This is a genomic window from Enterococcus sp. 9D6_DIV0238 (genome assembly GCF_002174455.2).
Lineage (GTDB): Bacteria > Bacillota > Bacilli > Lactobacillales > Enterococcaceae > Enterococcus_L > Enterococcus_L dunnyi.
Genome location: NZ_CP147246.1, coordinates 1959625 through 1984591, shown reverse-complemented (window position 1 = coordinate 1984591; position 24967 = coordinate 1959625). Strand labels below are relative to the sequence as shown.

The 24967-nt window shown below is 35.5% G+C and carries 24 protein-coding genes; 11 read left to right on the top strand and 13 right to left on the bottom strand.

Features of this window, described 5'->3' with window-relative positions:
- Nucleotides 1-89 precede the first annotated feature (89 nt).
- The 4 genes from mnmE to A5889_RS09250 all read left to right on the top strand — a co-directional run bounded on the left by mnmE (nucleotide 90) and on the right by A5889_RS09250 (nucleotide 5153).
- Nucleotides 90-1487, top strand: a complete 1398-nt coding sequence (gene mnmE / locus A5889_RS09265; protein WP_087641623.1) for a tRNA uridine-5-carboxymethylaminomethyl(34) synthesis GTPase MnmE — start codon at nucleotides 90-92, stop codon at nucleotides 1485-1487.
- Between the two features lie 13 nt (nucleotides 1488-1500).
- The gene (gene mnmG / locus A5889_RS09260; RefSeq protein WP_087641622.1) at nucleotides 1501-3399 is read left to right on the top strand and encodes a tRNA uridine-5-carboxymethylaminomethyl(34) synthesis enzyme MnmG; all 1899 of its coding nucleotides are present in this window, start codon (nucleotides 1501-1503) and stop codon (nucleotides 3397-3399) included.
- 611 nt (nucleotides 3400-4010) lie between these two features.
- Nucleotides 4011-4706 carry a DUF6973 domain-containing protein gene (locus A5889_RS09255; RefSeq protein WP_087641621.1) on the top strand — a complete coding sequence of 232 codons (696 nt, stop codon included), beginning with the start codon at nucleotides 4011-4013 and terminating at the stop codon, nucleotides 4704-4706.
- 12 nt (nucleotides 4707-4718) lie between these two features.
- On the top strand, nucleotides 4719-5153 hold the full coding sequence (locus A5889_RS09250) for a hypothetical protein (RefSeq protein WP_087641620.1): 435 nt from the start codon (nucleotides 4719-4721) through the stop codon (nucleotides 5151-5153).
- Nucleotides 5154-5470: 317 nt separating this feature from the next.
- On the opposite strand, the gene A5889_RS09245 is transcribed toward A5889_RS09250, so the two are convergent.
- Nucleotides 5471-9772, bottom strand: coding sequence for an LPXTG cell wall anchor domain-containing protein (locus A5889_RS09245; RefSeq protein ID WP_087641619.1), 4302 nt, complete (start codon nucleotides 9770-9772; stop codon nucleotides 5471-5473).
- A gap of 705 nt (nucleotides 9773-10477) precedes the next feature.
- On the opposite strand from A5889_RS09245, the gene A5889_RS09240 reads away from it, so the two are divergent.
- The 3 genes from A5889_RS09240 (at nucleotide 10478) to A5889_RS09230 (ending at nucleotide 13522) form a co-directional block, all read left to right on the top strand.
- On the top strand, nucleotides 10478-11236 hold the full coding sequence (locus A5889_RS09240; protein ID WP_087641618.1) for a peptidoglycan amidohydrolase family protein: 759 nt from the start codon (nucleotides 10478-10480) through the stop codon (nucleotides 11234-11236).
- Nucleotides 11237-11632: 396 nt separating this feature from the next.
- Complete coding sequence (locus tag A5889_RS09235) at nucleotides 11633-12457, top strand: isocitrate lyase/PEP mutase family protein (RefSeq protein WP_087641617.1); 825 nt, start codon at nucleotides 11633-11635, stop codon at nucleotides 12455-12457.
- Between the two features lie 15 nt (nucleotides 12458-12472).
- On the top strand, nucleotides 12473-13522 hold the full coding sequence (locus A5889_RS09230; RefSeq protein ID WP_087641616.1) for a bifunctional transcriptional activator/DNA repair enzyme AdaA: 1050 nt from the start codon (nucleotides 12473-12475) through the stop codon (nucleotides 13520-13522).
- 49 nt (nucleotides 13523-13571) lie between these two features.
- Here the strand turns inward: A5889_RS09230 and A5889_RS09225 are convergent, their stop codons facing one another.
- Nucleotides 13572-15191, bottom strand: a complete 1620-nt coding sequence (locus A5889_RS09225; RefSeq protein WP_176372867.1) for a TPM domain-containing protein — start codon at nucleotides 15189-15191, stop codon at nucleotides 13572-13574.
- Nucleotides 15192-15458: 267 nt separating this feature from the next.
- Here A5889_RS09225 and A5889_RS09220 point away from each other — a divergent pair, with 267 nt between their 5' ends.
- The 3 genes from A5889_RS09220 to A5889_RS16485 are packed head-to-tail and all read left to right on the top strand — an operon-like array spanning nucleotide 15459 to nucleotide 17818.
- The gene (locus tag A5889_RS09220) at nucleotides 15459-16043 is read left to right on the top strand and encodes a Crp/Fnr family transcriptional regulator (protein ID WP_176372866.1); all 585 of its coding nucleotides are present in this window, start codon (nucleotides 15459-15461) and stop codon (nucleotides 16041-16043) included.
- Nucleotides 16044-16103: 60 nt separating this feature from the next.
- Nucleotides 16104-17633 (top strand): hydroxylamine reductase, encoded by a 1530-nt coding sequence (gene hcp, locus A5889_RS09215; RefSeq protein WP_087641613.1) that lies wholly within the window; start codon nucleotides 16104-16106, stop codon nucleotides 17631-17633.
- Between the two features lie 38 nt (nucleotides 17634-17671).
- Nucleotides 17672-17818, top strand: a complete 147-nt coding sequence (locus A5889_RS16485) for a helix-turn-helix domain-containing protein (protein WP_422389716.1) — start codon at nucleotides 17672-17674, stop codon at nucleotides 17816-17818.
- Nucleotides 17819-17983: 165 nt separating this feature from the next.
- Here A5889_RS16485 and A5889_RS09210 read toward each other — a convergent pair whose 3' ends face one another.
- The 4 genes from A5889_RS09210 to A5889_RS09195 form a co-directional block, all read right to left on the bottom strand.
- Nucleotides 17984-18178, bottom strand: coding sequence for a hypothetical protein (locus tag A5889_RS09210; protein ID WP_207114611.1), 195 nt, complete (start codon nucleotides 18176-18178; stop codon nucleotides 17984-17986).
- Nucleotides 18168-18806: a hypothetical protein gene (locus A5889_RS09205; RefSeq protein ID WP_207114612.1), complete on the bottom strand. Its 639-nt coding sequence runs from the start codon at nucleotides 18804-18806 to the stop codon at nucleotides 18168-18170. Before A5889_RS09205 ends, A5889_RS09210 begins: the two co-directional genes overlap by 11 nt.
- A 185-nt stretch (nucleotides 18807-18991) precedes the next feature.
- Entirely contained in the window at nucleotides 18992-19624 is a 633-nt protein-coding gene (locus tag A5889_RS09200) for a hypothetical protein (protein WP_207114613.1), read from the bottom strand.
- Between the two features lie 249 nt (nucleotides 19625-19873).
- A complete protein-coding gene (locus A5889_RS09195; protein ID WP_207114614.1) occupies nucleotides 19874-20173 on the bottom strand; it encodes a hypothetical protein in 300 nt (99 codons plus the stop codon).
- 320 nt (nucleotides 20174-20493) lie between these two features.
- Between A5889_RS09195 and A5889_RS09190 the strand changes: the two genes are divergently transcribed.
- A complete protein-coding gene (locus tag A5889_RS09190; RefSeq protein ID WP_207114615.1) occupies nucleotides 20494-20709 on the top strand; it encodes a helix-turn-helix domain-containing protein in 216 nt (71 codons plus the stop codon).
- 127 nt (nucleotides 20710-20836) lie between these two features.
- Here the strand turns inward: A5889_RS09190 and A5889_RS09185 are convergent, their stop codons facing one another.
- From A5889_RS09185 to A5889_RS09155, 7 genes are read right to left on the bottom strand one after another with little or no spacing between them, the layout of a single operon-like run.
- Nucleotides 20837-21532, bottom strand: coding sequence for an enhanced serine sensitivity protein SseB (locus A5889_RS09185; RefSeq protein WP_207114616.1), 696 nt, complete (start codon nucleotides 21530-21532; stop codon nucleotides 20837-20839).
- Nucleotides 21533-21534: 2 nt separating this feature from the next.
- Nucleotides 21535-21840 (bottom strand): hypothetical protein, encoded by a 306-nt coding sequence (locus tag A5889_RS09180; RefSeq protein WP_087641610.1) that lies wholly within the window; start codon nucleotides 21838-21840, stop codon nucleotides 21535-21537.
- Nucleotides 21798-23192, bottom strand: a complete 1395-nt coding sequence (locus A5889_RS09175; RefSeq protein ID WP_207114617.1) for a pre-toxin TG domain-containing protein — start codon at nucleotides 23190-23192, stop codon at nucleotides 21798-21800. Before A5889_RS09175 ends, A5889_RS09180 begins: the two co-directional genes overlap by 43 nt.
- 19 nt (nucleotides 23193-23211) lie before the next feature.
- Nucleotides 23212-23508, bottom strand: coding sequence for a hypothetical protein (locus A5889_RS09170; RefSeq protein ID WP_087641609.1), 297 nt, complete (start codon nucleotides 23506-23508; stop codon nucleotides 23212-23214).
- 13 nt (nucleotides 23509-23521) lie between these two features.
- Nucleotides 23522-24229, bottom strand: a complete 708-nt coding sequence (locus A5889_RS09165; RefSeq protein ID WP_176372865.1) for a DUF5081 family protein — start codon at nucleotides 24227-24229, stop codon at nucleotides 23522-23524.
- Nucleotides 24229-24534 carry a hypothetical protein gene (locus A5889_RS09160; RefSeq protein ID WP_087641607.1) on the bottom strand — a complete coding sequence of 102 codons (306 nt, stop codon included), beginning with the start codon at nucleotides 24532-24534 and terminating at the stop codon, nucleotides 24229-24231. Before A5889_RS09160 ends, A5889_RS09165 begins: the two co-directional genes overlap by 1 nt.
- A gap of 3 nt (nucleotides 24535-24537) precedes the next feature.
- Nucleotides 24538-24948, bottom strand: a complete 411-nt coding sequence (locus A5889_RS09155; RefSeq protein WP_087641606.1) for a hypothetical protein — start codon at nucleotides 24946-24948, stop codon at nucleotides 24538-24540.
- Nucleotides 24949-24967 lie beyond the last annotated feature (19 nt).

Here is a 24967-nt window from a genome sequence, read left to right as displayed (position 1 = left end):
GAAAAAATAAGGGTGGAGTGGGCGCTTTTTTTGTAGTCTAAAATAGAAATATACATAAAATGATTTATTTTTTAGAAAGGAAGACAATCATGCAACAAATAACACTAGAATTTGATACGATCGCTGCGATTTCAACGCCTCCAGGTGAAGGAGCGATCAGTATTGTTCGTTTAAGTGGTGAAGATGCGATCACGATCGCAGATAAAGTTTATCGCTCAGGAAAGAAACAGCTATTAGATGTACAAACGCATACGATTCATTATGGTCATATCATCGATCCTAAAGATCAACATTTATTGGATGAAGTCATGGTTTCTGTGATGCGGGCGCCAAAAACCTTCACGCGGGAAGATGTTGTTGAGATCAACTGTCATGGCGGCATCGTCGTAGTCAATCAGTTACTTCAATTATTATTGAGAGAAGGTGCGCGTTTAGCTGAGCCTGGTGAATTTACTAAACGAGCGTTTTTAAATGGTCGGATGGACTTATCACAGGCGGAAGCAGTCATGGATTTGATCCGGGCGAAAACAGATAAAGCAATGCATGTTGCTTTGGATCAGCTGGATGGGAATTTATCGTCGTTGATCCGTTCCTTACGTCAGGAAATTTTAGAAACATTAGCTCAAGTGGAAGTAAATATTGACTATCCGGAATATGATGATGTGGAAGAGTTAACTACAAAATTATTATTAGAAAAAGCTGGTTTTGTCAAAGGTCAGATAGAAGCACTGTTAACGACAGCTAAACAAGGGAAAATCTTACGCGAAGGGCTGAGCACAGCCATTATTGGTCGGCCAAATGTTGGTAAATCTAGCTTGCTGAATCACTTATTACGTGAAGAAAAAGCGATCGTAACTGATATCGCTGGAACCACTCGAGATGTGATCGAAGAGTATGTAAACGTTCGTGGTGTTCCGTTGAAGCTGATCGATACGGCTGGTATTCGTGAAACAGAAGATATTGTGGAGCGGATAGGGGTAGAACGCAGTCGTAAAGCGTTAGCTGAATCAGATTTGATTTTACTTGTGTTGAATCAAAGTGAAGCATTGACAGAAGAAGACAAACAATTACTTGAAGCAACAGAAGGATTAAAACGAATCATCTTATTAAACAAAATGGATCTACCAGCTGTATTAGACAAAGAAGCTTTAGCGCAGCTAGTGAACGATGAAGAAATCTTGCCAGTGTCCGTCTTGTCAAATACAGGGATGGATGCTTTAGAGCTGAAAATCGCAGATTTATTCTTTGGCGGACAAACAGCAGAAAAGGACGCTACGTACGTTTCCAATACCCGTCATATCGCGTTGCTTGATCAAGCAGCAATTGCATTGGACGAAGTGATCCGCGGGATTGAAGCGGGGATGCCGGTCGACCTTGTACAAATGGATATGACCCGCTGCTGGGACTTTTTAGGTGAAATCGTCGGTGACAGTGTTCAAGATGAACTGATCACCCAATTATTCAGTCAATTTTGTTTAGGAAAATAGAGAGGAAGAGTCGATGAATCAATTTAAAGCAGAATCTTATGATGTAATCGTTGTTGGCGCAGGACATGCCGGTTCAGAAGCCGCTTTAGCATCTGCACGGATGGGGAGTAAAACCTTGCTTCTAACGATCAATTTAGATATGGTGGCATTCATGCCGTGTAATCCATCAGTCGGCGGACCAGCCAAAGGGGTGGTAGTCAGAGAAATCGATGCTCTAGGCGGCGAAATGGGCCGTAATATAGACAAAACATACATCCAAATGCGGATGCTGAACACAGGAAAAGGACCGGCCGTTCGCGCTCTGCGCGCCCAAGCGGACAAACATGCTTACGCAACAGAAATGAAGCATACGATCGAAAACACAGAGAATCTAACCTTGCGTCAAGGCATCGTGGAAAAGCTGCTCGTAGAAGATGGTATCTGTCAAGGCGTTGTGACAACAACGGGTGCAGAATATCATAGTAAAGCTGTGATCATCACTGCCGGAACTGCGTTGCGCGGTGAAATCATTATCGGCGAACTGAAGTATTCTTCTGGCCCCAATAATTCACTGCCGTCAATTGGCTTAGCGGATCATTTAAAAGAATTAGGACTAGAAATGGATCGTTTCAAAACTGGAACACCACCGCGTGTCAAAGCAAGTACGATCGATTATTCGGTCACAGAAGAACAGCCTGGCGATGAAAAGCCGAATCATTTTAGCTTTAGTACTCCTGACAGTGCTTATAACTTAGAGCAACGTTCATGCTGGTTGACGTATACAAATGAAGGAACGCATGAAATCATTCAGGCGAACTTGCATCGGGCACCGATGTTTACAGGGATCGTAGAAGGAGTAGGAGCTCGTTACTGTCCGTCGATCGAAGATAAAATCGTTCGTTTTGCTGATAAATCTCGTCACCAACTATTCTTGGAGCCAGAGGGATTGAATACAGAAGAAGTCTATGTACAAGGTTTGTCTACTTCTTTACCGGAAGATGTTCAAACAGAAATGCTGCATTCGGTTGCTGGTTTAGAAAAAGCAGAGATGATGCGAACGGGTTATGCGATCGAATATGATGTGGTCGTACCCCATCAATTACGTCCAACATTAGAAACAAAAATCATCGAAAATCTCTTTACAGCAGGACAAACCAATGGAACTAGCGGCTATGAAGAAGCCGCTGGGCAAGGCTTGATCGCCGGTATCAATGCTGCTTTAAAAGTGCAAGAAAAAGAACCGTTTGTCATGAAGCGCAGCGATGGTTATATCGGTGTAATGATCGATGATCTAGTAACTAAAGGCACCAATGAACCCTACCGATTATTGACTTCTAGAGCGGAATATCGATTGATTTTACGTCATGATAATGCTGATTTACGTTTGACGGAGCAAGGTCATGAGATTGGTTTAGTGAAAGAAAACCAATACCAAGCTTATCTTGAAAAGAAAAAAGCAGTGGAAACAGAAATTGCTCGTCTAAGTTCTGTCAGAGTGAAGCCTACAGCCGACGTACAAGCGTTTTTAGAAGCGAAAGGCTCAGTCCCACTGAAGGATGGTGTTCTAGCGAGCGACTTCTTAAAACGCCCGGAAATGAGCTATTATGAAGTGACGCAATTTATTCCTGCAGCTGAAGAAAAACTAGACGAAAAAGTGATTGAACAAGTTGAGATCCAACTAAAATACGAAGGCTATATCAAAAAAGCATTAGAAAAAGTCGATAAACTAAAACGGATGGAAGCCAAACGCATTCCAGAAAATATCGACTATGAAGCAATCAACGGCTTAGCAACAGAAGCCAAACAAAAACTGCAAAAAATCCAACCAGAAACGATAGCTCAAGCGAGCCGAATCAGTGGGGTAAACCCAGCTGATATTTCGATATTGATGGTATATATCGAACAGGGCAAGATAGCAAAAGTTAAGCCTTAGAATGCTTATATATCAATGCTTATAGCTTTTTCAATACACACCAACGTTTATTTGAATAGAGTATTGAATAGGGTTTAAAACGCCATGTATTGAGAAAATTTTTCGGCGGTTTCGTCTTGCTTAGTTTGTGTTACTTTGATGTAAATATCAGTTGTGATTTTTGTTGATTTGTGACCTAATCGTTGTGATACGTCTTTGATACTAGCACCACTTTCAAAAAGTAAAGATGCATTAGTCTTTCTAAATCATGGACTTTGATTGTTTTCATGTTAGGGAAATGGCGTTTTACTTTCTCCATGACATGATTAGGATATGACTTGTAAAGATATTGCCGATCACGATATAAAACAGAATTACTAAAGACCACGTTGTTCTCGAAATGCTTGTCTCTTATACCTAGAGAAAGTTTTTGTTGAATGATGTGGTTTTTCCATTCTTTGAGTATTTGGCATTTTTGGTTGTCGAGTTTGACAATAAAAGGGATAATATTAACTTGATTTGTTTAAAACAGAAGAATTTATGTATACTTTTTTTTCTTAATAGGTATAATTATATTATCTTAAGTAGAAGGAGTGTTAATTTATGATTAAAAAAGTGTGAAGGGTTTATTAATGTTGTTGGGAGTATTTTTCTTGTTTTCCCTATTTGGAACAAACGTTGAAGCTTCCGAGTTAAATGTTAACAATTTAGACAGTATTTCAATGGTTAGAGTTGCTAAAATGATTAATGAGAATTATGATACTTCTAGCATGACGAATGAAGAGTTAGATAATCTTACAATAAACCTTTTGAATCAAAACCTTAGTAAAAACACTAGAAGTGGAGTCGCTTCGCCAGGGAAAATACTAAATAAAAGAGAAAAAGAACTGGCTAAGAAATATCCATCAGAATCGGTAAATTGTTTCTTTTATGCAGATATTGCGAGTAATGCGGCAAGAAAAACTTTTAGTAACGCTACAACAGATGGAACAGACGGTAATGCGTTTCAACATTTTTATTGGAATATTTTAATGACCGATAGATACGGTGCTGTAGTAGCTGAGAGATGGGGAACGGCACATGAATATGGTACAAGTGGCCCATATACACAAATGGATTTAGCAAACAATGCAGCTGGAAGAAATACTTATAATGATTGTAGAAATTTTACTATTGGACTGATGGGTAGAAGACCAGTGGCTAAAGATATGGCGGATTGGACAGTGAAAATGATTTTTAATAGACGATTGTATAAATTAAATTCTGCTAGAACAGGATTGACTGCTACAACTGGTGCAGGATATACAGGAAAAGTTTATCATCAATAGGAAGGTAATAGGATGAAAATATTTAAATCTAAGCGATTTTTAGTAGGAATGGTTGGAGTATTATTATTTGGAATACTTTTTTATAAATATTTGCGCTTATTCCATGGGGAAATTTTTCCAGCCGATAATAAATTTATAGTGGAAAACCAAACGGACTATGAGATTGAAAATCTAAAGATATATCAGAGTTTGAGAGTATCTGAATCCAATTTGAAAATTTCCTCAGATGATACTCTTCTTGCTAGTTATTCTGATTTGAATAATGGAGATAAGAAAGTCCTATATTACAAAAAAGAGATACCTAGTGATGGAAACCTCGTTTTAATCTATGAAACGAAAGATGGGGAGAAAAAGTATCAATTTGGTGGTGAATATTTACCGTACGGTACACGATGGAGTAAAACGAAGTTCAATATTACCGACAAAGATAGTTTTTTTAGTAAATAAGGTTTATGGATAGCTTCTCTTTTTGGAGAGGCTATTTATGCCCGTGGTAATTGAGATTTTTTGACTAAGAAAGACTTTTTTCTTGCGATGCTTGATAGCTGAAAATGATTGTAAAAAACACCAAATATATCGAATAAGGTAAGATGACAAAAATAAAATATTGAATTAAGTAGTTAAATAAGCACAATATGTAAATAGAAAAAGTTGTTGATCGAAATGGGTAAAAATCCGTGTTCCGTGTGAAACATTTCTTAAAAACAAGCCCAGCGAGCTACTCCTCACTGGGCTTGTTTTCTTATAATTTAATTACATGAGATTTATTTCTCGTGTTTGCCTTTTCTTCTCTTCCAGAATAAAAGTGATCCGGCAGCTCCTGCCATGAAAACACCCATGCTTTGAGCAGCAGTAGAAGTCTCTGTTCCCGTATTTGGTAATTTTCTTTGAGAGCGAGTATTTGGTAAAGTAGTGGCTCCTGTACGAGCAACAGCTCTTGTTGTTGTCACAGTAGTAGTCACTGGATCCTTTGGTTTTTCTGTAGGTTTTACCAATGATAATGGTGCTGTTGGCACGGTACTTGCGATAGGTGCTTCTGCCATTTTTGGATCAGTTGGATCAGTTAAATCAATGACTTTTTCAACTGGTTTCGTTGCTTCATCAACAGTTTCTGGTGCTGTTAAATTTGGCGTAGATGGAGCAGTTACTTCAGGTGCTTTTTCCATCTCTTTAGGCTTTTCTAAAGGATCAACCTCTGTAACATCCTCTAAGTCATCTATTTCAAGTGGAGCATCAGGAGAAGTACTTTCTGTTGCTTCTTCCGTTTCCTTCTCTATATCTGTGATCGTTTCAACACCATCAATGTCTTCAACTGATTGTAGTGGTTCTGATGGTGTTTTTGTTGTTAGTTCAACCAATTCAACATCAGTAACTCCGATCAGTTCTTTTGTAGATACTGGTGTCGGTTCTTTCGAAAGATTTTCAGGTTCAGCTGCTGGTGTAACGTTCAATGGCTCAGATAATTCAGCTACAGGTTCAATCGGTGCTTCCGGCATATCAGGTACTGGAGGGATATCCGGTGCTGTGATTTCGTAGACATCTAATGGAGTTAGACTAGTTGTAATTGTTTCCATAGTAAATTCAGGAAATGCGATAACAATATCTGGATTTTGACCTGTAATAACGCCACTGTATTGTCCACTTTGTCTAAAATTAGATTTTATCCAATTATAAATAGATACTGGATATCCAGGGATCTGAGGTAGTGGTGTGTTTTGTAAACTTTTTATATTTTCTGCAGCAATAGTGGTAGTTAGAGCAATCATACTATCGATCGAGCTAGGGATAGGATCACCCCAAAAATAAATTTGTACTGAGCTATTCGTTTGTTTATTGAAGGTCTCGACAGCTTGTTTTAAGTTGGATTGTGCCTCAGCCCATGAAGCTGACACTCCTTTTAGATAATTTCCATAAGTAGTAAAGTTTTCTACTTGTTTGTTTACAGCTGTTATATAGGCTTCAACGAAAGTATTCCATTCATCTGCAGTGGTCATTTTTTGTAAATTTTCAGATGTATATTCTGGTGAAATCGGCGTGAAATCTTGCGTATTTAGCGAATTAAAAATAGGCTGCCACGTATTTGTATAATCGTCATTTTTATCGCCATCATTTCCAATGCTCCATCCAGCTGTATAAGCATCAAATGCAGTCTGATAATCGGAATAAGCTAGATAATATTGCTGATAAATTTTAGCCATCGCAACATTTTTCTCCATAACCTTTTTTGCTTCATCAATAAAATCTGTTAATTCTGTTTTAAATGCAACAGGATTATAAACAACATCCAATTTAATATCTGGCGCTATTGAACTAAGGTTATACGCATCATTTTTCGCTTGATAGTCTTCAATAATTGGCCAAGAATCCGTTAAGGCTGCTTTGAGTACTGCTCTTGCCGCATCATATCTAGCTTGCCACGTTGCTAGAGCATCTGGTATGCCAGTTAGATTATCCTGTGTGATTTGATCTGTTGGGAATGTATCAAGAACGTTATTCATTTCAGTGATCGCATCATTGATCGTTGTTTGAGCAGTGACTGCATTTTTATAGGCTTCTAATGCATCCTCATATGGTTTGGCTGCTGTTTTGAAGTCTTCTTTGGCAAGATCATATTTCTCTTTTAGTTGGTTATAGGTATTCAGAGTTTCTGTGTATTGCCCTTGAAGAGAGTCTAAATTGCCTGCTGCAGTCTTGTATGTTGCATCTGCTTTTTCCCATGCGGTATTTGCAGCTGTATATTTAGTATCCAAGACACCATATTCTGTTTTCAATGTTTCAAAAGTAGCCGCTATAGCCTCAAATTCATCTAAGGTCGCTTGATGTTCTGTCTCATGTGCCGCTTGCTTTTGCTTCAGCGTTTCAAACAATTTTGATGTTGTAGCAAAGTTTGCTGAAGTACTATCATATTGTTCTTTAACACCAACGTAATACGCCGCTAGAGCATCATACTCCTCTTTACGGTCTTGATAAGTCTGTTTTACTTCACTGATTGCGGCTTGCGCGGCATCGTAGCTTTCTTTTGCTAATGTATATTGTCCATCCACAGTATCAAATTGACCTTTTACATCTAAATAAATAGCTCTTGTATCGCTAAATTGTGTTTCTAAAGCAGTAAATTGGTCTTGAGTAGTCGCTAATGTCTTACCTAAATCAGTAAAGGTTGTTTCAACTTGTGAAAGCTCATCCTTTAAGGCTGTCAATTGAATTTTTAAGTCTTGTTGTATCAATAGTAAACGATCATATTCAGCACGAGCTTTTTCAAATGTTTGATTTGTCTCGTCATAAGAGATTAACGCTGTATTGTATTCTGTTTCGATTTTGGTATAAGCATCCAAACCACTTGTAAAGTCAGCTAAAACATCATCATAAGAAGCTTTGGCTTTTGCATATAAATCATTGACTGCTTGGGCGTCTGAAAGAGCTTTTTGATAATCTGCTTCTGTTTCAGTATAAACTTGCATGACTTGTGTGTAGCTTGTGCTGATCGTGTTATAGTCTGATTCCAGCTTTTGATAATCCGTTTTTGCTTGATCACGTTGTACAACAAGTGCATCGTATTGTTTTTTGATTGTGTCATAAGAAGTAGCAATGGTTTGATAATCAGCAGCTACTTTGTCATACGCAGTTTGGATCTCATTAAATTGAGTAGTTAGTTGATCTGACTGAGCTTTAACTGCTTGATATTTTGCATTTACGTCATTGTAAAGCGTATTATTTTCATTGAATGTTGAAAGAGCAGTCGCGTATTCAACAGAGCCTTCTTCATATTGTGTCATAAGTGCTTCAGCAGCTGTCCGTTTTTCTTCATATGAAATTAGACTAGTTGTATAATCTGCGAGTTGTCTATCATAAGCGGATTTTTGTTGATCATAGGTAGCTTTTTCCGCTTCATAATTAGCTGTTTTTTGATCATAGATCAGTTTCTCTGCTTCATAAGCGCTTCTTTCAGTTTCATATTGAGTTGCTAGAGTAGCTAATTGATCAGATAAAGTATTGTAACTTGTCAAAGCAGTTTCATATGCTTGCTTTGTCGTATTATAGTTCTCTTTGATCGCATCATAAGACGCCAGCTTACTTTCATAATTAGCAATAGCTGTGTTAAGTTCTGCTGAACGTGTTTCATACGTTTCTTTTTCTGTTAAATAATTTTCTTTTGCTGTATTGTAGTTATTTAATAGTAGATTGTAATCACTGAGAGCTTGATCGTAGGTAGCTTTTACACTAGTGTATGCTGTTCTAGCTGTTTCCAACTCAGCTTTCAATGTGTCATAAGATTTAGCAGCAGTATTGAAAGCAGCAGCATTCAAATTATAAGCATTTTTTGTTGTTGTGTATGTGCTCAATACTTTTTCATAATTGTCTTTTTGTGTATTATAATCTGCGAGTTGAGATGTGTAGGCCTTTTTGGCTTCATTGTACGCTACTTGAATTTCTTCATAAGCAAGTGCAGCTTTTTCATAATCTAGTCGTTTTGCTTCATAGTCTTCACGAACTAGTTCATAAACTGCTCTTTTACCCTCAGCATCAGCATTTAGTTCTTCGTAGCTTGCCAAAGCAGTTAGATAGTCATCCTGCATAGTTGTAAATTGTTCTTTCGTTGACTCATAATCTGCTTTTTCTTTTTCGTAAGCAAGTCTGATACCTTCATATTTGTCGGCTTGCTGTTCAAATTCCGTCTTATTTGCTTCATAATTGGCTCTATTTTTTTCATATGCTTTTTTTGTTTCTTCAAATACCAACAACTTATCTTCGTAAGGTTTTTTCAGATTGTCCAGATCTGTTTTTAGGTCAGTCGCTTCAGTATATGCATCATCTGCGGCTTTCTTTGCATCATTATACTCGCTTAGCGCAAGGTCATAATTGTTTTTTACGGTTTGATAATCCGTTTTTGCTTTTTCATAGTCCTGCAATGTAGTTATATAATCTCGTTGTAATGCTGACTGTGTCGATTGGCTGACCTGATCAATTGTCGTAGCCAGTGTTTGCACAGGTGTTGATGCACCAATAAGTAATGTACTTGAGTACAATAAAAACTTAAAGGTTCCCTTTCTCCATGAATAATTCATTAAATCTTACCTTCCTTTTACTATTTTTCATTTTTCACTGCATGATTATGCAGTAAAGCAATACCCTCGTTAAGCCATTTATATTTGCATAAATGTAATTATACAATAATGCTAAGTAAGTTATTTATCATGTTTTTCTTTGAATTTATAATTTTTTGAGAGGTAACAGGAACATTCATTTTATTAATAACAGTTAGTTTTATTATTTAGAAATTTAAAAAAAGTGTAGATGTTTTTTTTTTAAATAAAGTCATTATGTTAGTGGGATTTTTTTGTTTTCCGAACATCCAACTACTTATTTAAAACTAATCAAAATATAACGTTGATATAAAAATATTATTTATAAATAAAATCTATTTTTCATGTAAATATAGCTAAAAAATCAATACCTTTAGAATATGTTGGGTAAAAAAATATTCAATAAATGACAAACTTTAAGTAGGGAATTGAAGTTTATGGACTGGAGGATCGGTGAAAAATAGGCTAAGCGTTGAACATTAAAAGCATTTGATCTATGTCAGCTTGCATGCTAATTTTTGTTTCATGTGAAACATTTTAGTTGCAGGAAAATAGGATTTTACTGTTATGTAATCAAGCTGGGAGAAAGCTAACAGAAAGTAGACAGTCGAAGAGGGAGTAAAACGAGTAAACTAAGTAAGAAATCAAGAATTATGAAGATAACGGATAGAAAAGGAGTTGAAGCTAATGACCAAGCTTGAAAAAATGATTCAATGGATGTCTGAACGTCAAGGAAAAGTTTCATATTCAATGACAGCAAGGTTAGGACCAAATAGTTATGATTGTTCTAGTGCAGTCTATTTTTCTTTAATTGCTGGAGGATTTTTAGCTAGTGGAACAATGGGGAATACAGATACACTTTTTTCTCATTTAGAAAAAGCAGGCTGGACAATGGTACAAGCGGATAGTACAGGTAATTACCCTGCGAAACGAGGAGATATATTCATTTGGGGAAATCGAGGTGCTTCTGGCGGTGCAGCTGGACATACTGGTATATTTGTTGATGATTTGGATTCGATCATTCATTGCAATTATGGATATAATGGTATCACAGTAAATAATCATGATACGATCTGGTATCTGAATGGCTGCCCGGAAATGACTATTTATCGGTATAGTCAAGGAGGCAGTTCTCAGCCAATTCCAGCTATCCCAGCACCAAAACCAACACCGCAGCAAGGAGAGGGAAAATTACTCGTAAAGTCCGGTACCTTTTATCCAGACAGACGCTTAGCAGTGAGTAAAGACACCGATCCTGATGATGTTGTGAGTCCAGCACTTGCCTATTATTTACCCGGATCACCGATCCACTATGATCGATATACACATAGTAATGGCTATGTCTGGATCAGTTATTTAGATCGTGGAGGTAATCGACGGTATATTGCTGTCGGTCCGGATGATGGTCGAATCGATACTACATGGGGGAAAGGATTTTTCAATTAAGTTGAAGGGCATCCTTTGCTCTAAGTGATATTTTAAACAGGTAACTGGATAAAAACGAACTAATCACCACATTTTTGAGGAATTTCAGACTTTATCCTCATAATCGTAAAAAATAAACCATTTTTTGAACACAAAATCGTCATAATTTGGCGTTATTATATATTCATACCAAACAAACAACCCTAACAAAACACTTTTTCATTTTTTAACTCCTTTTGCCCGCTCTCCCCCAAAGAGCGGGTTTCTTTTTGTTGTTCATAGATAACACTGATAAACTCCTCAATAACGCTAACTTAAAAATACTCCAAAGAAAAAAATTGATGTTCATTTTTCGAAAGAACGTTTCATAAAATAGCAGTAAACTATTCCTATAAGATGAAGGGGGTATTTACTCACATGAAAACAAAGGTTGAACAATTTCGAGACGCACATAAGAAAGACAAGCCACTGATTTTGCTAAATATTTGGAATGTAGAAAGTGCAAAGGTATTAAGCGAGGTAGGAATCAAGTTGCTTCCGACGGGTAGCTACGCGATATCGGATTTTTATGGTTATCAAGATGGCGAAAATATTCCATTAACTGAGCTTTTAAGTTATGTGAGCAAAATGGATACAAAAAATAATGTTGTTACAGTAGATATTGAATCTGGATATGGAACTAGTCTAACTGATTTGAATTCTACGATTGAGCAAGTTGTTGCAAGTGGAGCAATCGGCATCAATATTGAAGATAAAATACCAAATAAGACGTCTCTATTTTCTGTAAAAACCCAGAAAGACCGGTTATTATCGATCAAAAACAAACTTATTGAGATGAATAAGGATCTATTCATCAATGTTCGAACAGATATGTATTTTGTAGGTGATATCATTCAAAACAATCAGGATGAACAGCTATTGAAACAAACGATCGAACGGATCAACAGCTATGAAAAAACTGGAATTGATGGTATTTTTATACCAGGTTTAAAAAATAAAGAACATATCAAAAGAATCGTACAAGAAACAAGGCTACCGATCAATTTAATGCTGGATATTCAAGCGGATAGGTTAGAAGATTATCTTGATTTAGGCATTTCAAGAATCAGTTACGGTCCATCACTATATTTTCTTTATAATGAGCATTCAAAGGATAGTTTAGTTGATTTTTATAGATCACTGTTAAAAGAGTTTATTCCTTATGAAGAACAAGGAAAAATCGAGTTGTTTAGACAAGGATAGAAAGGAGACGCCAAAATGATCAGCGAAAAGGAACAAAAACGCTACTATAAAGCCTTATTAGCGAAGGACTCTACATATGATGGGATTTTCTTTGTCGGGATCAAAACGACGGGTATTTTTTGCCATGCGACCTGTCCAGCCAGAAAACCGAAATATGAAAACTGTACCTTCTATGAAACGGCAGAAGAAGCATTGCTTTCGGGGTTCCGTCCGTGCAAACGTTGTAAACCACTGTCCTTTCCAAGAGAGATCCCGCCGTTAGTGCAGAAAATGGTCGAGCTGGTCGAGGAAAATCCGGAAAAACGCTGGAAAGATCAAGACTTTGCCGATTTGGGGATTCACTCAATGACGGCTAGAAGGCAATTTAAAAAGGTTTACGGTATGACGTTTGTTCAATATGCACGTTCAAGAAGGATGGGGATCGCATTGAAATCGATCAAAGAAGGGGAAAAAACAATCGATACACAACTAGATATGGGGTATGATTCGCCGAGTGGCTTTTATGATGCATTTTCAAAAATCATGGGCAGCAATCCAAAAAAATCAAAAGAAATCAAAAGCTTATCTGCAGATTGGATCGATACGATTTTAGGACCAATGATGAGCATTGCAGATGATGACTATTTATATTTATTGGAATTTGTTGACCGTCGCGGTCTAGAAAGAGAAATTGAGCGGCTACGGAATCGAATGAATGCATCGATCGTTCCTGGAAAAACGAAAATCAGTGAGCAGATCAAGGAAGAATTAGCGCTCTATTTCGATAAGCAGCTGGATGAATTTAAGACGCCCTATTTATGCATAGGTTCTGATTTTCAAAAGAGTGTTTGGCAAGCTTTGACCGAAATCGAGCGTGGTAAAACGTCATCGTATAAAGAGCTGGCTAACGCCATCGGCAATCCAAACGGCATGCGTGCGGTAGGAAATGCGAATGGTGCGAATCAACTGGCGATCATCATTCCTTGCCATCGAGTGATCCAGACAGATGGCAGCTTAGGCGGCTATGGCGGCGGGATCGAACGAAAAAAATGGTTGTTGAAGCATGAAAAAGAATATAGTGACTAAAAAAAGAGTATTGCTCACTGAAAAAAAGTGAAGCAGTACTCTTTTTTTATTACCAACCGCCGGAAAATCCTCCTCCGCCAGATGAACCGCCACCACCAGAAGAACTTGAACCTCCGCTGCTACTGCCGGAAGAGCCTCCGGAACTGCTGCTTCGATAGCTGGAAATGGTAAAGCTTTGCAGTGTATGATAGTTTGAGAAGCCTAATCCAGGAGATTTTCCTAAAAATAGACAAGCATCTAAATCTTTTATGGCTTTAGGGTAGTAGCTCGATTCGATTTTTTTGAAATCACGCTCCCCCTTTTTAAAAGCTGAAGGCAATTCTTTCTCAAACCCATCTGCATTTTTCATGAAATTCTCTGCGCTAGTATCTTGATCTTTCAATAAGTGATAGGAAATCAATAAAATCAGTAACCGTTCTTTTTGCTTCGTATAGTCTGTTTTTGAAATACGCTGTTGTACATAAGTTTGAACGATCGCTCTTGTTTCCTTAAAAGCAACGCGTGCTTGAACGATTTTTTGCAACGTAGTCAAGTAATCTTCATTTGATCGTTTTAATTGCTCAAGTAATGCTGTCTGAGCTTGCGGCAGCTTTTGAGGATCGGTAAGAAAATCATCTAACTGTTGATAAAACGCGTCATAATAAGGCTCACTGATCTTTAAACAGCACTCATAATAGGTCAGCTGATTTGCTGTAGTTAAGTGATTCGTTCTATATTTACCGATTTCTATTGCATAGTCGATAACGGTACTTTTAAAATAGATTCGTGCTAAATAACGCTGCAAGGGTTTATATTTTCCGAAATAGGCAAATAATAGGACGTTAAAAGAAGCTTCTTCCTTTATTAACGCCAGCAGTGATTTTTCAATCAATGACGCTTTGCCGATATGATTCACTTTTGTATGGCGGATCGGATCAAACAGCCTTTTTTTGGTTAGGCGCGTATATAAAGCACTTCGTAAAAAGGAAAAGCCAATGATGCTTCCAATGGCGAGCACCACTAAAAAGACGAAATGATCCATAATAAAACCGAGAACGATCTCAAAATAATAAACAAAATTCTTTTTCGGCGCTATAGCTTGGTAGGTATAAGAATCATCCTTTTCAGTCTGATCAAGTTCTGCAACTTCTTTTTTCGATGCATCATAATTGCCATAACGACTGTTGATCGTACCGATGATGTTCGTGCTGATAATACTTAGCCCCTGATTATAGTCTTCTTCGCGAAATAATTGCTCCACACTGGCAGGGACGATCGCACGCTTCATACTATCCGTAATGACATCTTCTACGCCATAACCGACCTCCAAGCGGTATTTTCGATCCTGTACAGCGATCACAAATAAAAAGCCATTATCCAGCTCCTTGTCACCGATGCCTAATTTTTGAAACGTTTTATTCGCATAAGATTCGATCGTTTCATTTCGCGGCAGCTTTTGGATCGTTTGTAAAACGAATTGCGGACTGCCAGGCAGCTGTTTAAATGTTTCCTCATTCGCTCGGATGATCTGTTCTTTGGTTTGCTGACTCAATAGGTTTGCCTGATCGTCCACAAAAAAGCTTTCGGCAGAAGAAACAGCTGGCTGCCAGAAGAAGAAAAGAGCAAGACCTGTGAAAATCAGAAGCCTTTTTAAGGCAACGTTTGATCTGATTGTGTGTGTGTTGTTCATAGGATTTCCTCGTGTATTATTTGATTTGTTTTTCTTTCTTAATACATATATTACCATATCATTTTTTTGATTGAGTACAAATCCAAAAAAATTCAGGAAATAGGGCGTGTCTATGCCTCTTTATTCATACACTCTATTGATTATTTTCGTTTAGTATCAATGCGGCTATTTTGACATAAAATTATTTCATATCATAACTATTAACGGACAATTTTAATCATTTTTCATAAAAATTTGTGCTACTATTATGGAAAAGGAAGTGATTATTTGATCTGTGCATTAGATAATTTAAGCTCAAAAGAATTAAAACTGATAAAAGAGCATGCAGTAGAACGTATCTTTAGTGAAAATGAAACAATTTTTGACATTGGTGACAAACCAGAATTTTTGTATCTTTTATTAAAAGGGGAGGTGTATATCTGCGATACTTCGGTAGAAGGGCACCGTACAATTGTCACGATCATTTCAGAAATCAATGATTGTTTTGGAGAAGTCTATTTATATAATGAAATGCCATATACATATTACGCAGTCGCTACGAAAGAAGCAAAAATCATGTGTATCTCCAAACAATATCTGATACAGTTTCCACAATTTTCATATAACATGAATAAAATATTAGCGAGCAAAGCATTTAAACTTTCACAAAAGCTACAACTATTGTTGAAAGATAGCTTACAGGATAAAATTTTAGAATATCTGGAGAAGCATCAAAGTGTCGAATTAAAACGTTATGAGTTAGCTGACTATTTAGGTGTCAGTCGACCTGCACTGTCAAAGGCAATTTATCAAATGGTAGACAAAGAGCTGATTGAAATTGGGGAACATGGAAAATTAATCTTAAAACGGTAATCTAGATTACCGTTTTTTGTTGTTTTAAAGCCTATTATAAATCTAAAAAGGAGTGTACATATGGAGAACATGTTCTGTTTTCAATGTCAGGAAACGTTCAATAACACAGGATGCATCAAACAAGGAGTATGTGGAAAGAGCCCAGAAGTGTCCAATTTACAAGACGGGCTGGTAAGAGCAAGCCAATACGCATCTGACAACCCAACGCATGCAATGCAAATACAAGTGATAGAAAATTTATTTATGACCATCACGAATGCTAACTTTTCAAAACAAGATATCGAAAAAGCTATTTCAAAAACCTATACTGGAAAGCCAGTTGCTACTTTGGTGCAAGAAGGAAGTTTTCAATATTCAGAAAGTGAAGATCTACGTTCATTAAGAGCTCTTGTCCTATTTGGGCTGAAGGGAATGAGTGCATACTTGCATCATGCATACGTATTAGGCTTTGAAGATCAGGCGATTTTTGATTTTCTAACGAATACGTTATATGAAATACTAGAACAAAAAACGATGGAAGAATATTTAGTGCTTATCGATCAAGTAGGCGAATTTGGTGTCAAAGCGATGACGCTATTAGATCATGCTAATACAAAAACATATGGTCACCCTCACATAACAGAAGTAGAGCTGGGCGTGGGCGATCGTCCTGGTATTTTAGTCTCTGGTCATGATCTACATGATTTAGAAGAACTGCTGGATCAAAGTGAAGGGAAAGGCATCGATATCTATACACATAGTGAGATGCTGCCTGCTCATTACTACCCTAAATTTCAAGCATACGAGCATTTTAAAGGAAACTATGGAGGTGCTTGGTGGAAGCAAAGAGAGGAATTTGACAGCTTCAATGGTCCGATTTTAATGACAACGAATTGTATTGTACCTGTTAAAGCTGCGTATAAAAATCGTATTTATACAACCGGAATCGTTGGCTATGATGGTATACAACACATTGATTCTGTAGAAGGAAAAAAGGATTTTTCGGCTATGATCGACCAAGCATTGACCTGTGCAAAGCCTGTTGAAATTGAAACAGGAAGTATCATAGGCGGCTTTGCTCATAACCAAGTATTTACGTTGAAAGATCAAATTGTTGCTGCCGTAAAAGCAGGTAAAATTAAAAAATTTGTTGTCATGGCAGGCTGTGATGGCCGTCAAAGCAAGCGTTCATACTACACAGAATTTGCAGAAGAGTTACCAAAAGATACGGTCATTTTGACAGCTGGTTGTGCAAAATATCGCTACATCAAATTAGGATTAGGAGATATCGATGGTATCCCTAGGGTATTAGATGCAGGACAATGTAATGACGCCTATTCTTTAGCACTGATTGCATTAAAATTACAGGAAGTGTTTGAATTAGCAAATATCAACGATTTGCCTATTGTATATAATATTGCTTGGTATGAACAAAAAGCGGTCATTGTTCTGCTAGCTCTTCTACATCTGGGGATCAAAAATATCCACTTAGGTCCTACCTTGCCAGGATATATGACAGAAACAGTTATTGATTACTTAGTGGATACTTTTGATCTGGCGCCTATGACGAATGTGAGTGATGATTTAGAAATATTTGGTTTAGAAGCTTGATAGGTGTGTTTTTAGTATAGATAAGGAATCACTAAGACATAGTTAAGAAAAGAGATAGGAATAGGGACAGCGACTTTAGCAAAGTTTCAGCAAATGAAAAAGTGTCGATGGATGTCATTGAGAGGATTTGTATGGCTCTTGATTGTCACCCAGGGGATATTATGGAGTTTGTTTCGGTGGAATAAAGATACAGCTACTTCAATGTGATTGTTGAATCAAATTGTAACTTCTATTTACAATATTTAATTAGTTCATAAATAAAACAGAAATGGTATACTAACCCAAGTAAAATCTAGTTAGTATACCATTTTCTTTTCCAGTAATTTTATATTTATAAAGTAAGGTGTGAATTAATAAGCTAAGTCTTCTTTATCTAAAATACCAGAATCCTGATTCAACTTGAAATTGAATCTATTTCTACCATATTTATCTTCTTGGTTTTTATTTCCTTCACACACAATTGCGATATAATCAGGGAATTCTTGAAAATATAACATTTCAAAATCAATCGGTTTTTGTAAATATTTTGCCCATCTAATCTTCATTGAGGTTATCCACCTTTTCCCCGTTTATTTCTAGATCAGTAGTTTTAAAAGTTATATCAGGCCCTTTATTTTCCATTAACAAGTCGGCTGAATCTAAAGGAGCATCGCCAGATAATGATAATGTTAAGAAATTTTTAGGAGACAGTTCGGCAAAATCATCACCTTCCAAAGTAAGTACTGTTGGAGAGACATCCCCGATGTTTTTAAAATTTGTAGTAACAGTTAGACGTAATTTCTTTATTGTTATATCTGATGTATTCACTATAAAGGTTCCTAATGTGTACATCTCATCTTCTGGAGAATAATGTAATGCGTATAGTAGAATATTTATTTTTTTTGAAAAATCTATATCACCTTGTTTTTTTTGAAAATTAGCTTCAAAAAAATTGTTTTCTATGAATATTTGTTCTTCCTCTTTTTTTTGATTGTTTGTTAATAATAGTTTATACTCTCCAATTTGGTATCCATGATCTATAGCCTCTTTTTGTTTGGTTGTTAGTTGTGAGCTTTCTGTGGGTGTACTACTAGACAAAGCAGTCTTGTTGTTAGTACCTGAACAACCAGTAAAGACAATAGAAACAGACATCAGTATAAACGTATTTTTTATACTTTTTTTCAAAAAATTCATTTGCGTATTCCCCTTTATAAATTCTAGCATATATTAGTCAAATAAAATTGTTAATTTGCTATAAATCAGTATCAAGATCTATTAAATCAATTTTTTTCCAAATATACCAATCCTTCCTATTAGTCCAGGTGTTTTTATTGATATGCCATCAGATGCTAGATTAGTTTTAATTTTAGTTGTATTCACTAATTGTCGGTATCAGTTTTTTTACCATTAATTTCTAATAACTCAATATGAATTTTCAAGTCCGTACTTTTTATTTCTGTTAGTTGTTTTATATATTTTTCACTCACACTAAATGTTAAAGTAAATGCTACAAATTCATCTTGTTTTAGTGTTGTAAACTCTTTCTCAGAAAAATACGTATCAAGATTATCTTTACTTTTAATATTCTGAAATTCTGGTGTACCTATCAAGCGAATAGACTTAATAGTTTCTAAACTATTATTGACCAGAAAGTAGTTAATGATAAGTTTTTCGTTTATGTCATCATAATTGGCTAACGTTGGAAGTAGATTTATTTTTTTTGAAGTATCTATATTTTGTTCTACCTCTTCAAAGTTATTCTTGATAGTCACATCAATATCTGAAAAAGTTTCTGATAAAATTTTACTATCATCTTTTTGAATTCCAAGTAACTTAAAACGATAATTTCCTATTTGATAACCATTTCTGATAATATTTTGTTCACTCTTGGATAGTGGCACTTCAGCAGTATTATTTGTAGTGAGAGCGTCATTATTTACAGATATACTGCTACAAGCAGTTGAAAAGATAAGTAACGTTGCTATACTTATCGTAAAAAATATTTTCTTCAAAATAATTCCCTCTTTTAAGTTTTCTATTCATTAATTCAGATGCTAATAGTATTTATTGTATAAACTTCTTAATCCAATAACATTAGAAAAGAAGTTTCATTAATATTTATATTAGACAAGTAGAAATGTATGCATTAAATTATGCCAAATTTAATTTTAACATAATATGAGAATAATAATGATAGAATTAAACAAAAGAGTAAAAAGTACTACGAAATAGTAATTTTTTACTCTGTGATTAGCTACGTATTAAATTTTTTCTTTCTGCCTTAATTCGTTAATTTGTTTCTGTATCTTTGGTAGTGTTTGTGAGAAGTCGTTATGAAATGAAGAAAAAATTTGTGAACAAGCATAATAATCACTTGCGATCTTTTTCTTATTGACTGGTCGTTGTTTGTCACTAAAAAAGTCATTTAGTAGATTGAGTGCATTTTGCCAAGAGTTGAGTTGTTCTAAAAGATCGTGTAGTGAGTAAATATCTTGATGGCTGATACTCTTGATTGGTTGGTTTTTGTTGTTTTTTAGATTTACTGATTGTATTTTATTCATTGTGATTCTCCTTTAAATTTTTTGGAGAATTTCTTAAATGTATGATATACTCAACTTGTCTGGGGTAGAGTTTTTATTTAAGAAATTCATTTCTTGTTTATTAAAGCTCTGCTTCTTTTTGTTTGATCTCAGACCTCCTTTTGTTCGATAAAAAGAATTTAATATTCGCTTTAATGAATATATAGTATCGTAAATAGAATGTTTAGTCAATACTTTTATTCTGCTTCAGGAATTATTTGTTCGTATAAACGAATATTTTGTATTGACTATGGAATGTCAACAATCTATACTAAGGTCATAATTAATAGGAGGTTAGGCACATGCCAATTATATATAATCGTTTATGGAAATTATTGATCGATAAAGGAATGACTAAGACACAATTAAGAAAAGAGATAGGGATAGGAACAGCGACTCTGGCAAAACTTTCAGCTAATGAAAAAGTGTCGATGGATGTTATTGAGAGGATTTGTGTGGCTCTTGATTGTCAGCCGGGGGATATTATGGAGTTTGTTTCTGAAATAAATGATTATTAGAAATCCTATTAAAAATTTTTTTGTATATATTTTTAGAAAAGTAATAAATAGTCCGATAGGCTACATTTGTTATAATGTAACTTATCGGACTATTTATATATAATATATACATTTACTTAACTAGTCTTTATTTTTTATAAAAAGGTGTTTTATTCTTAGTTATTTTTTTACTAAACTCACTATTCCATGATATTAAATCTAACAATTCGTCTTTTTTTATGTGTTTACTGGCTTCATTTCCTATTGATTGAAAAAGTTTATCATTATAGTTTTCCGCTTTAATAACTAATAAAAGGCTTTTTTCTGTACGTTTAACTTGTTGGAAAATGTATACTTCGTTAATTGATTCTACATTTTTAAAGTATTTTATTAATGAGTTTACCATTTTTGATGGGTATTCTTTTGGTTCTCCAATTATTACCTCGTTATTGTTTGAAGAGTTTAATTTTTCTATCAAGTCTGCGTTCAGAAGAATGTTCTGTTGGTCTGGGTTTATAGCTATCCCAGTGCATTCTAATTTCGCATATAGGTTGCACCATTGTTCAAAAGATATAGGTGTTGGATGAACATTATTGTCTTTACTGAATAAGGTTAATAAGTCTATTGTTGTAAAAAGTGGTAAAAATATTTCATTTTTTTCATTTTTTATTTGAAGAAAACTAATTTTTGAACTATTTCCCCTAGAAGTATTTTCAAAAATAGCACAGTATAGATTTGTTTTTTTTAGTTCTTCAAAAAATTTTTTTTTAATTTCTAAAGTAGCTTGCTCTGATTTGATTAATTCCATATACTTCAAGATATTCTTATTTTCTGATTCAGTCATAGTTAAGTCCTTTTTCTCATTAATTTATTGTACGTATCTTTAAAATTCAATAATCTAATTCCTAACTCATCTGAATAATCCCAAGTATCTGCTATGAAGTGAGGATAAGAAGCTATAATTTTTTTAGTTTCTTGATTTTCGATAGAATTAATCATTGAGCTAATTTCTGAGTAAATTAGTTCTAATTGTTTTTTCTGAACGGCATCAGATATATTAAGTCTTTGGTCTAATTCATTTAACAACCTCTTGCCTTCATTTTTTAGTCTTACTTGATCTGCACTAAATTGTCTAGATTCGGAATATACCATTGTTTTGCTCCCCCTATAAATCGTGCTCCTTCTTCGAACTGTGGACCTACAGTACCAGCTATAAATTGTGTTCCTTCTTTTACTTGGAATTGAGCAATGCCTTCCATTGAATTCCAATTTGCTGGTAATGCTAAATTTTCTCTATTAATAGCATCAGTAAATGTTTCAAATAGATAACGACCTTTTGGTTGAGCTCCTCCACCATAGAATCTTAACCCATAAGTGTCTGGTCCTGCTGTTTCTAATGTTATAGTTCCAGGCTTAAAGGAATCTAAAACCTGTTTTCTAAATTCTCTTGGGACATTATTTTCTTTCAAATAAGCTGACGCTTCTTTGACTCCCGCATAAGGATCAGGCATCTCATTTAGAAGTGCTTGTGCAGTTTGAAGATTCTTAGCTTGGGTCATAATATTTTTGTAATTACTTCTACCACTATTCTGCATCATCTTAACAACATGTTCCATTTTCGAAGATGATGAACCAGTTACCATGTTGATGTTATTACTAAATGAGCGTAGACCTCTCACGCCACCAAACACACCTAGAGCTCCAGCGCCAAATCGGAACAAACGCTCACCAGTGTCAAGTTCACGCCCACTTAATAAATCCTTCCCAACTGCGGCATTAAGCATTTCATAGCCACCAAATGCGGCGCCTAAAACCATACCTGCTGGTGGAAAAACGAATCCAACGATTACTGTCGTTGCCAAAGCAGCCATATTGAACCAAAATTCTTTTTTCTTCTGTCCATCGGATATTGATTCATACTCAAATGCCCCAGAGTAAAGAGCAGCTTTTTGGTAGTCCGCGTAAGATAGGTCTTTTGCACCCGGATTGTTTTTTAAATAGTTTTCCCACTCATCAACCATTGCTTTACCAACGGGATTATCGCCATTTAAAATGTCTTCAAGGTTTATTTTATCCTTTTTGACTTCGTACGTCATGTTAGTGCCCATTGCGTAGGCAGTTCTGGTTTCTTTGATTCCTAATGTATTAGAGACAGAGTACTCTGTGATGTCTAAATCTCTTACAGCCACCACATAGGCATCCATTTTTTCATAAAAGGGATCATCGATTTCACTCGCTAAGATGTTATTTACTTTGCCTGTGAAGTCTTTTAAGACTTTTAGTTTTTCACCAATTTCCTGATATTGACTGCTACGATCAGTGTGACTAAAACTGATAATACCATCTTCATCATAAGTTGAGATATTATCTTCTGCTTTTTCTAAATTTTTAGAAACATCTTTTAGTTCTTCATGGACACCTTTGCCCCAACCTGAACCAATTAAATTTCCTAAATCACGCCCCATTTTTTCCCAACTACTTTGAGTATACTTTACATCTGCCATCATTTCACCTCTTTTTTACTTATTTTTGAGCGGCTTGTATCCCATTAGAAATGTTTTTATCTGCTTCGCTCATTTGTTGCCAAGTCAAGGCTGTTATTTGTAACAGGCGGCCATAATGTTCAGCTACAGAAGCATATTTTTGAGGAATATCTTTTAATTTGCTTACCGCATTTTTGGCTTGTCCTTCTTTATAAAAATTTAGATTTCCTATTTTTTGTGCTTCTTTACAGGCTTCCTCAATAGTTTGAAGAATGTCCATTAAATCTGTGCCAAAATCTTCAATTTCACTAATATCTATATCTATTTTTTCTGCCATAACAATCCCTCTTTTATTTTTCTTCAGTTTCTTGCGGATAAGGAATTTCTAAACTATCAAAAAGTTCCTTCATTAACCAGTATTGACTTACTCGATAATAGGTTTCTTCTTCAACGTTCACTGTGCAAAGCTTATCTTCTTCCATGAAGTAGAGCCATTGTGCAAATTCAGTATCTGTTTGAACTGTTTCAGTATCAAAAACCGCAAGAGAAAGAACATTTTCTTCAATTTCTTCTTCTAGAATAGATCTTCTTTCCCGATTTCTTAATTTTTTCAATGTAAATTCTTTTTCATCGGCTAATGGCTCACGTTGGACGATTGCTACTGAATCGAATAAGTCTTTTAAAACAAGAACTTTGTCTATTACTTTTATTTGGTAATACGATTGATTTTCAATTTCTGTAAGTACAATGAGCTCATCCGGCTCACTTTCGCTAAAGGCAATCATTAAGTTGTTTATTTGCACATATTTTCTGGAAGTTGCATATTCTTGTATAGCTTTTATAGCGAAGAAGCCACCATCAGAAATGTGGCCTTCTTCGTTTAAAATCCCTTTTTCTTGTATAGCTTCTTTGGCTGTGTCTAAATAATGTGGGTCAGTGATTGCATGTACACTTTTGTCTGGTAATCCAAAGATAGTATCATTTCCTGTAGCTTCAGCCATCAAGTATAATTCGTATAAGTGAAATACATCATTTCTTGTTCCTTTTACTTCTGTCATCATAAGCTTTTCACCTTCGATACTTCTGCATGACTCTCATAGCCAGAAATCCCTGTTGGAATTTTTTTCAAAGCTTCAGTTTGTTTTTTACTCGCTTTGTGCATGTCAGAGTGATATTTTTGGACAATACTTAGGTAAGCTACAAAAGAATCTTTTGCTTCACCATCCCAATTGGAGCCTTGAACTTTACTTAATAAGCTTTTTGCTTTGGCATTAGAATCTCCTAGTAAACGGGTTAAGGTCGTAGCAGAGCTTATAGCAGTATTTACTTCGCTTTCAGTGATATCTAATTTTGATAATCCCATTGATTAAGCACGCTCCCTTTCTTTCTTAGCCTTTTCAGCCTTTTCTTTTGCTTCCCGTATTTTTGCTTCTCTAGCTATACGTTCTTGTTCTATTTCTTGATTTACTTTATTGATATAATAATTTTTTCGTGTTTCTGCTTGATTTTTTGCGGTTGTGAGACTAACACTTTTTGCCTCTTCCTGACTAATATACTTACTTAATTTTTCAGTTAGTTCTTCTCTCTTAGGATCAAAGTGATTAGAGGGGATCTTAGAGTTAGAAAAGTTTGAGACAGTTCCTTTGTAAGCAGAGAAAATCTCTTTGGCATTTTTCATATGCTTATCATGGTCACGGATTCTCTTTTCTAGCTTGTCACATAAATGTTCATATTGATTAGCTTTTCTTTCACTTTCTCTTGTTACAAACCAATACATACAGTTACTCCTTTCGTTT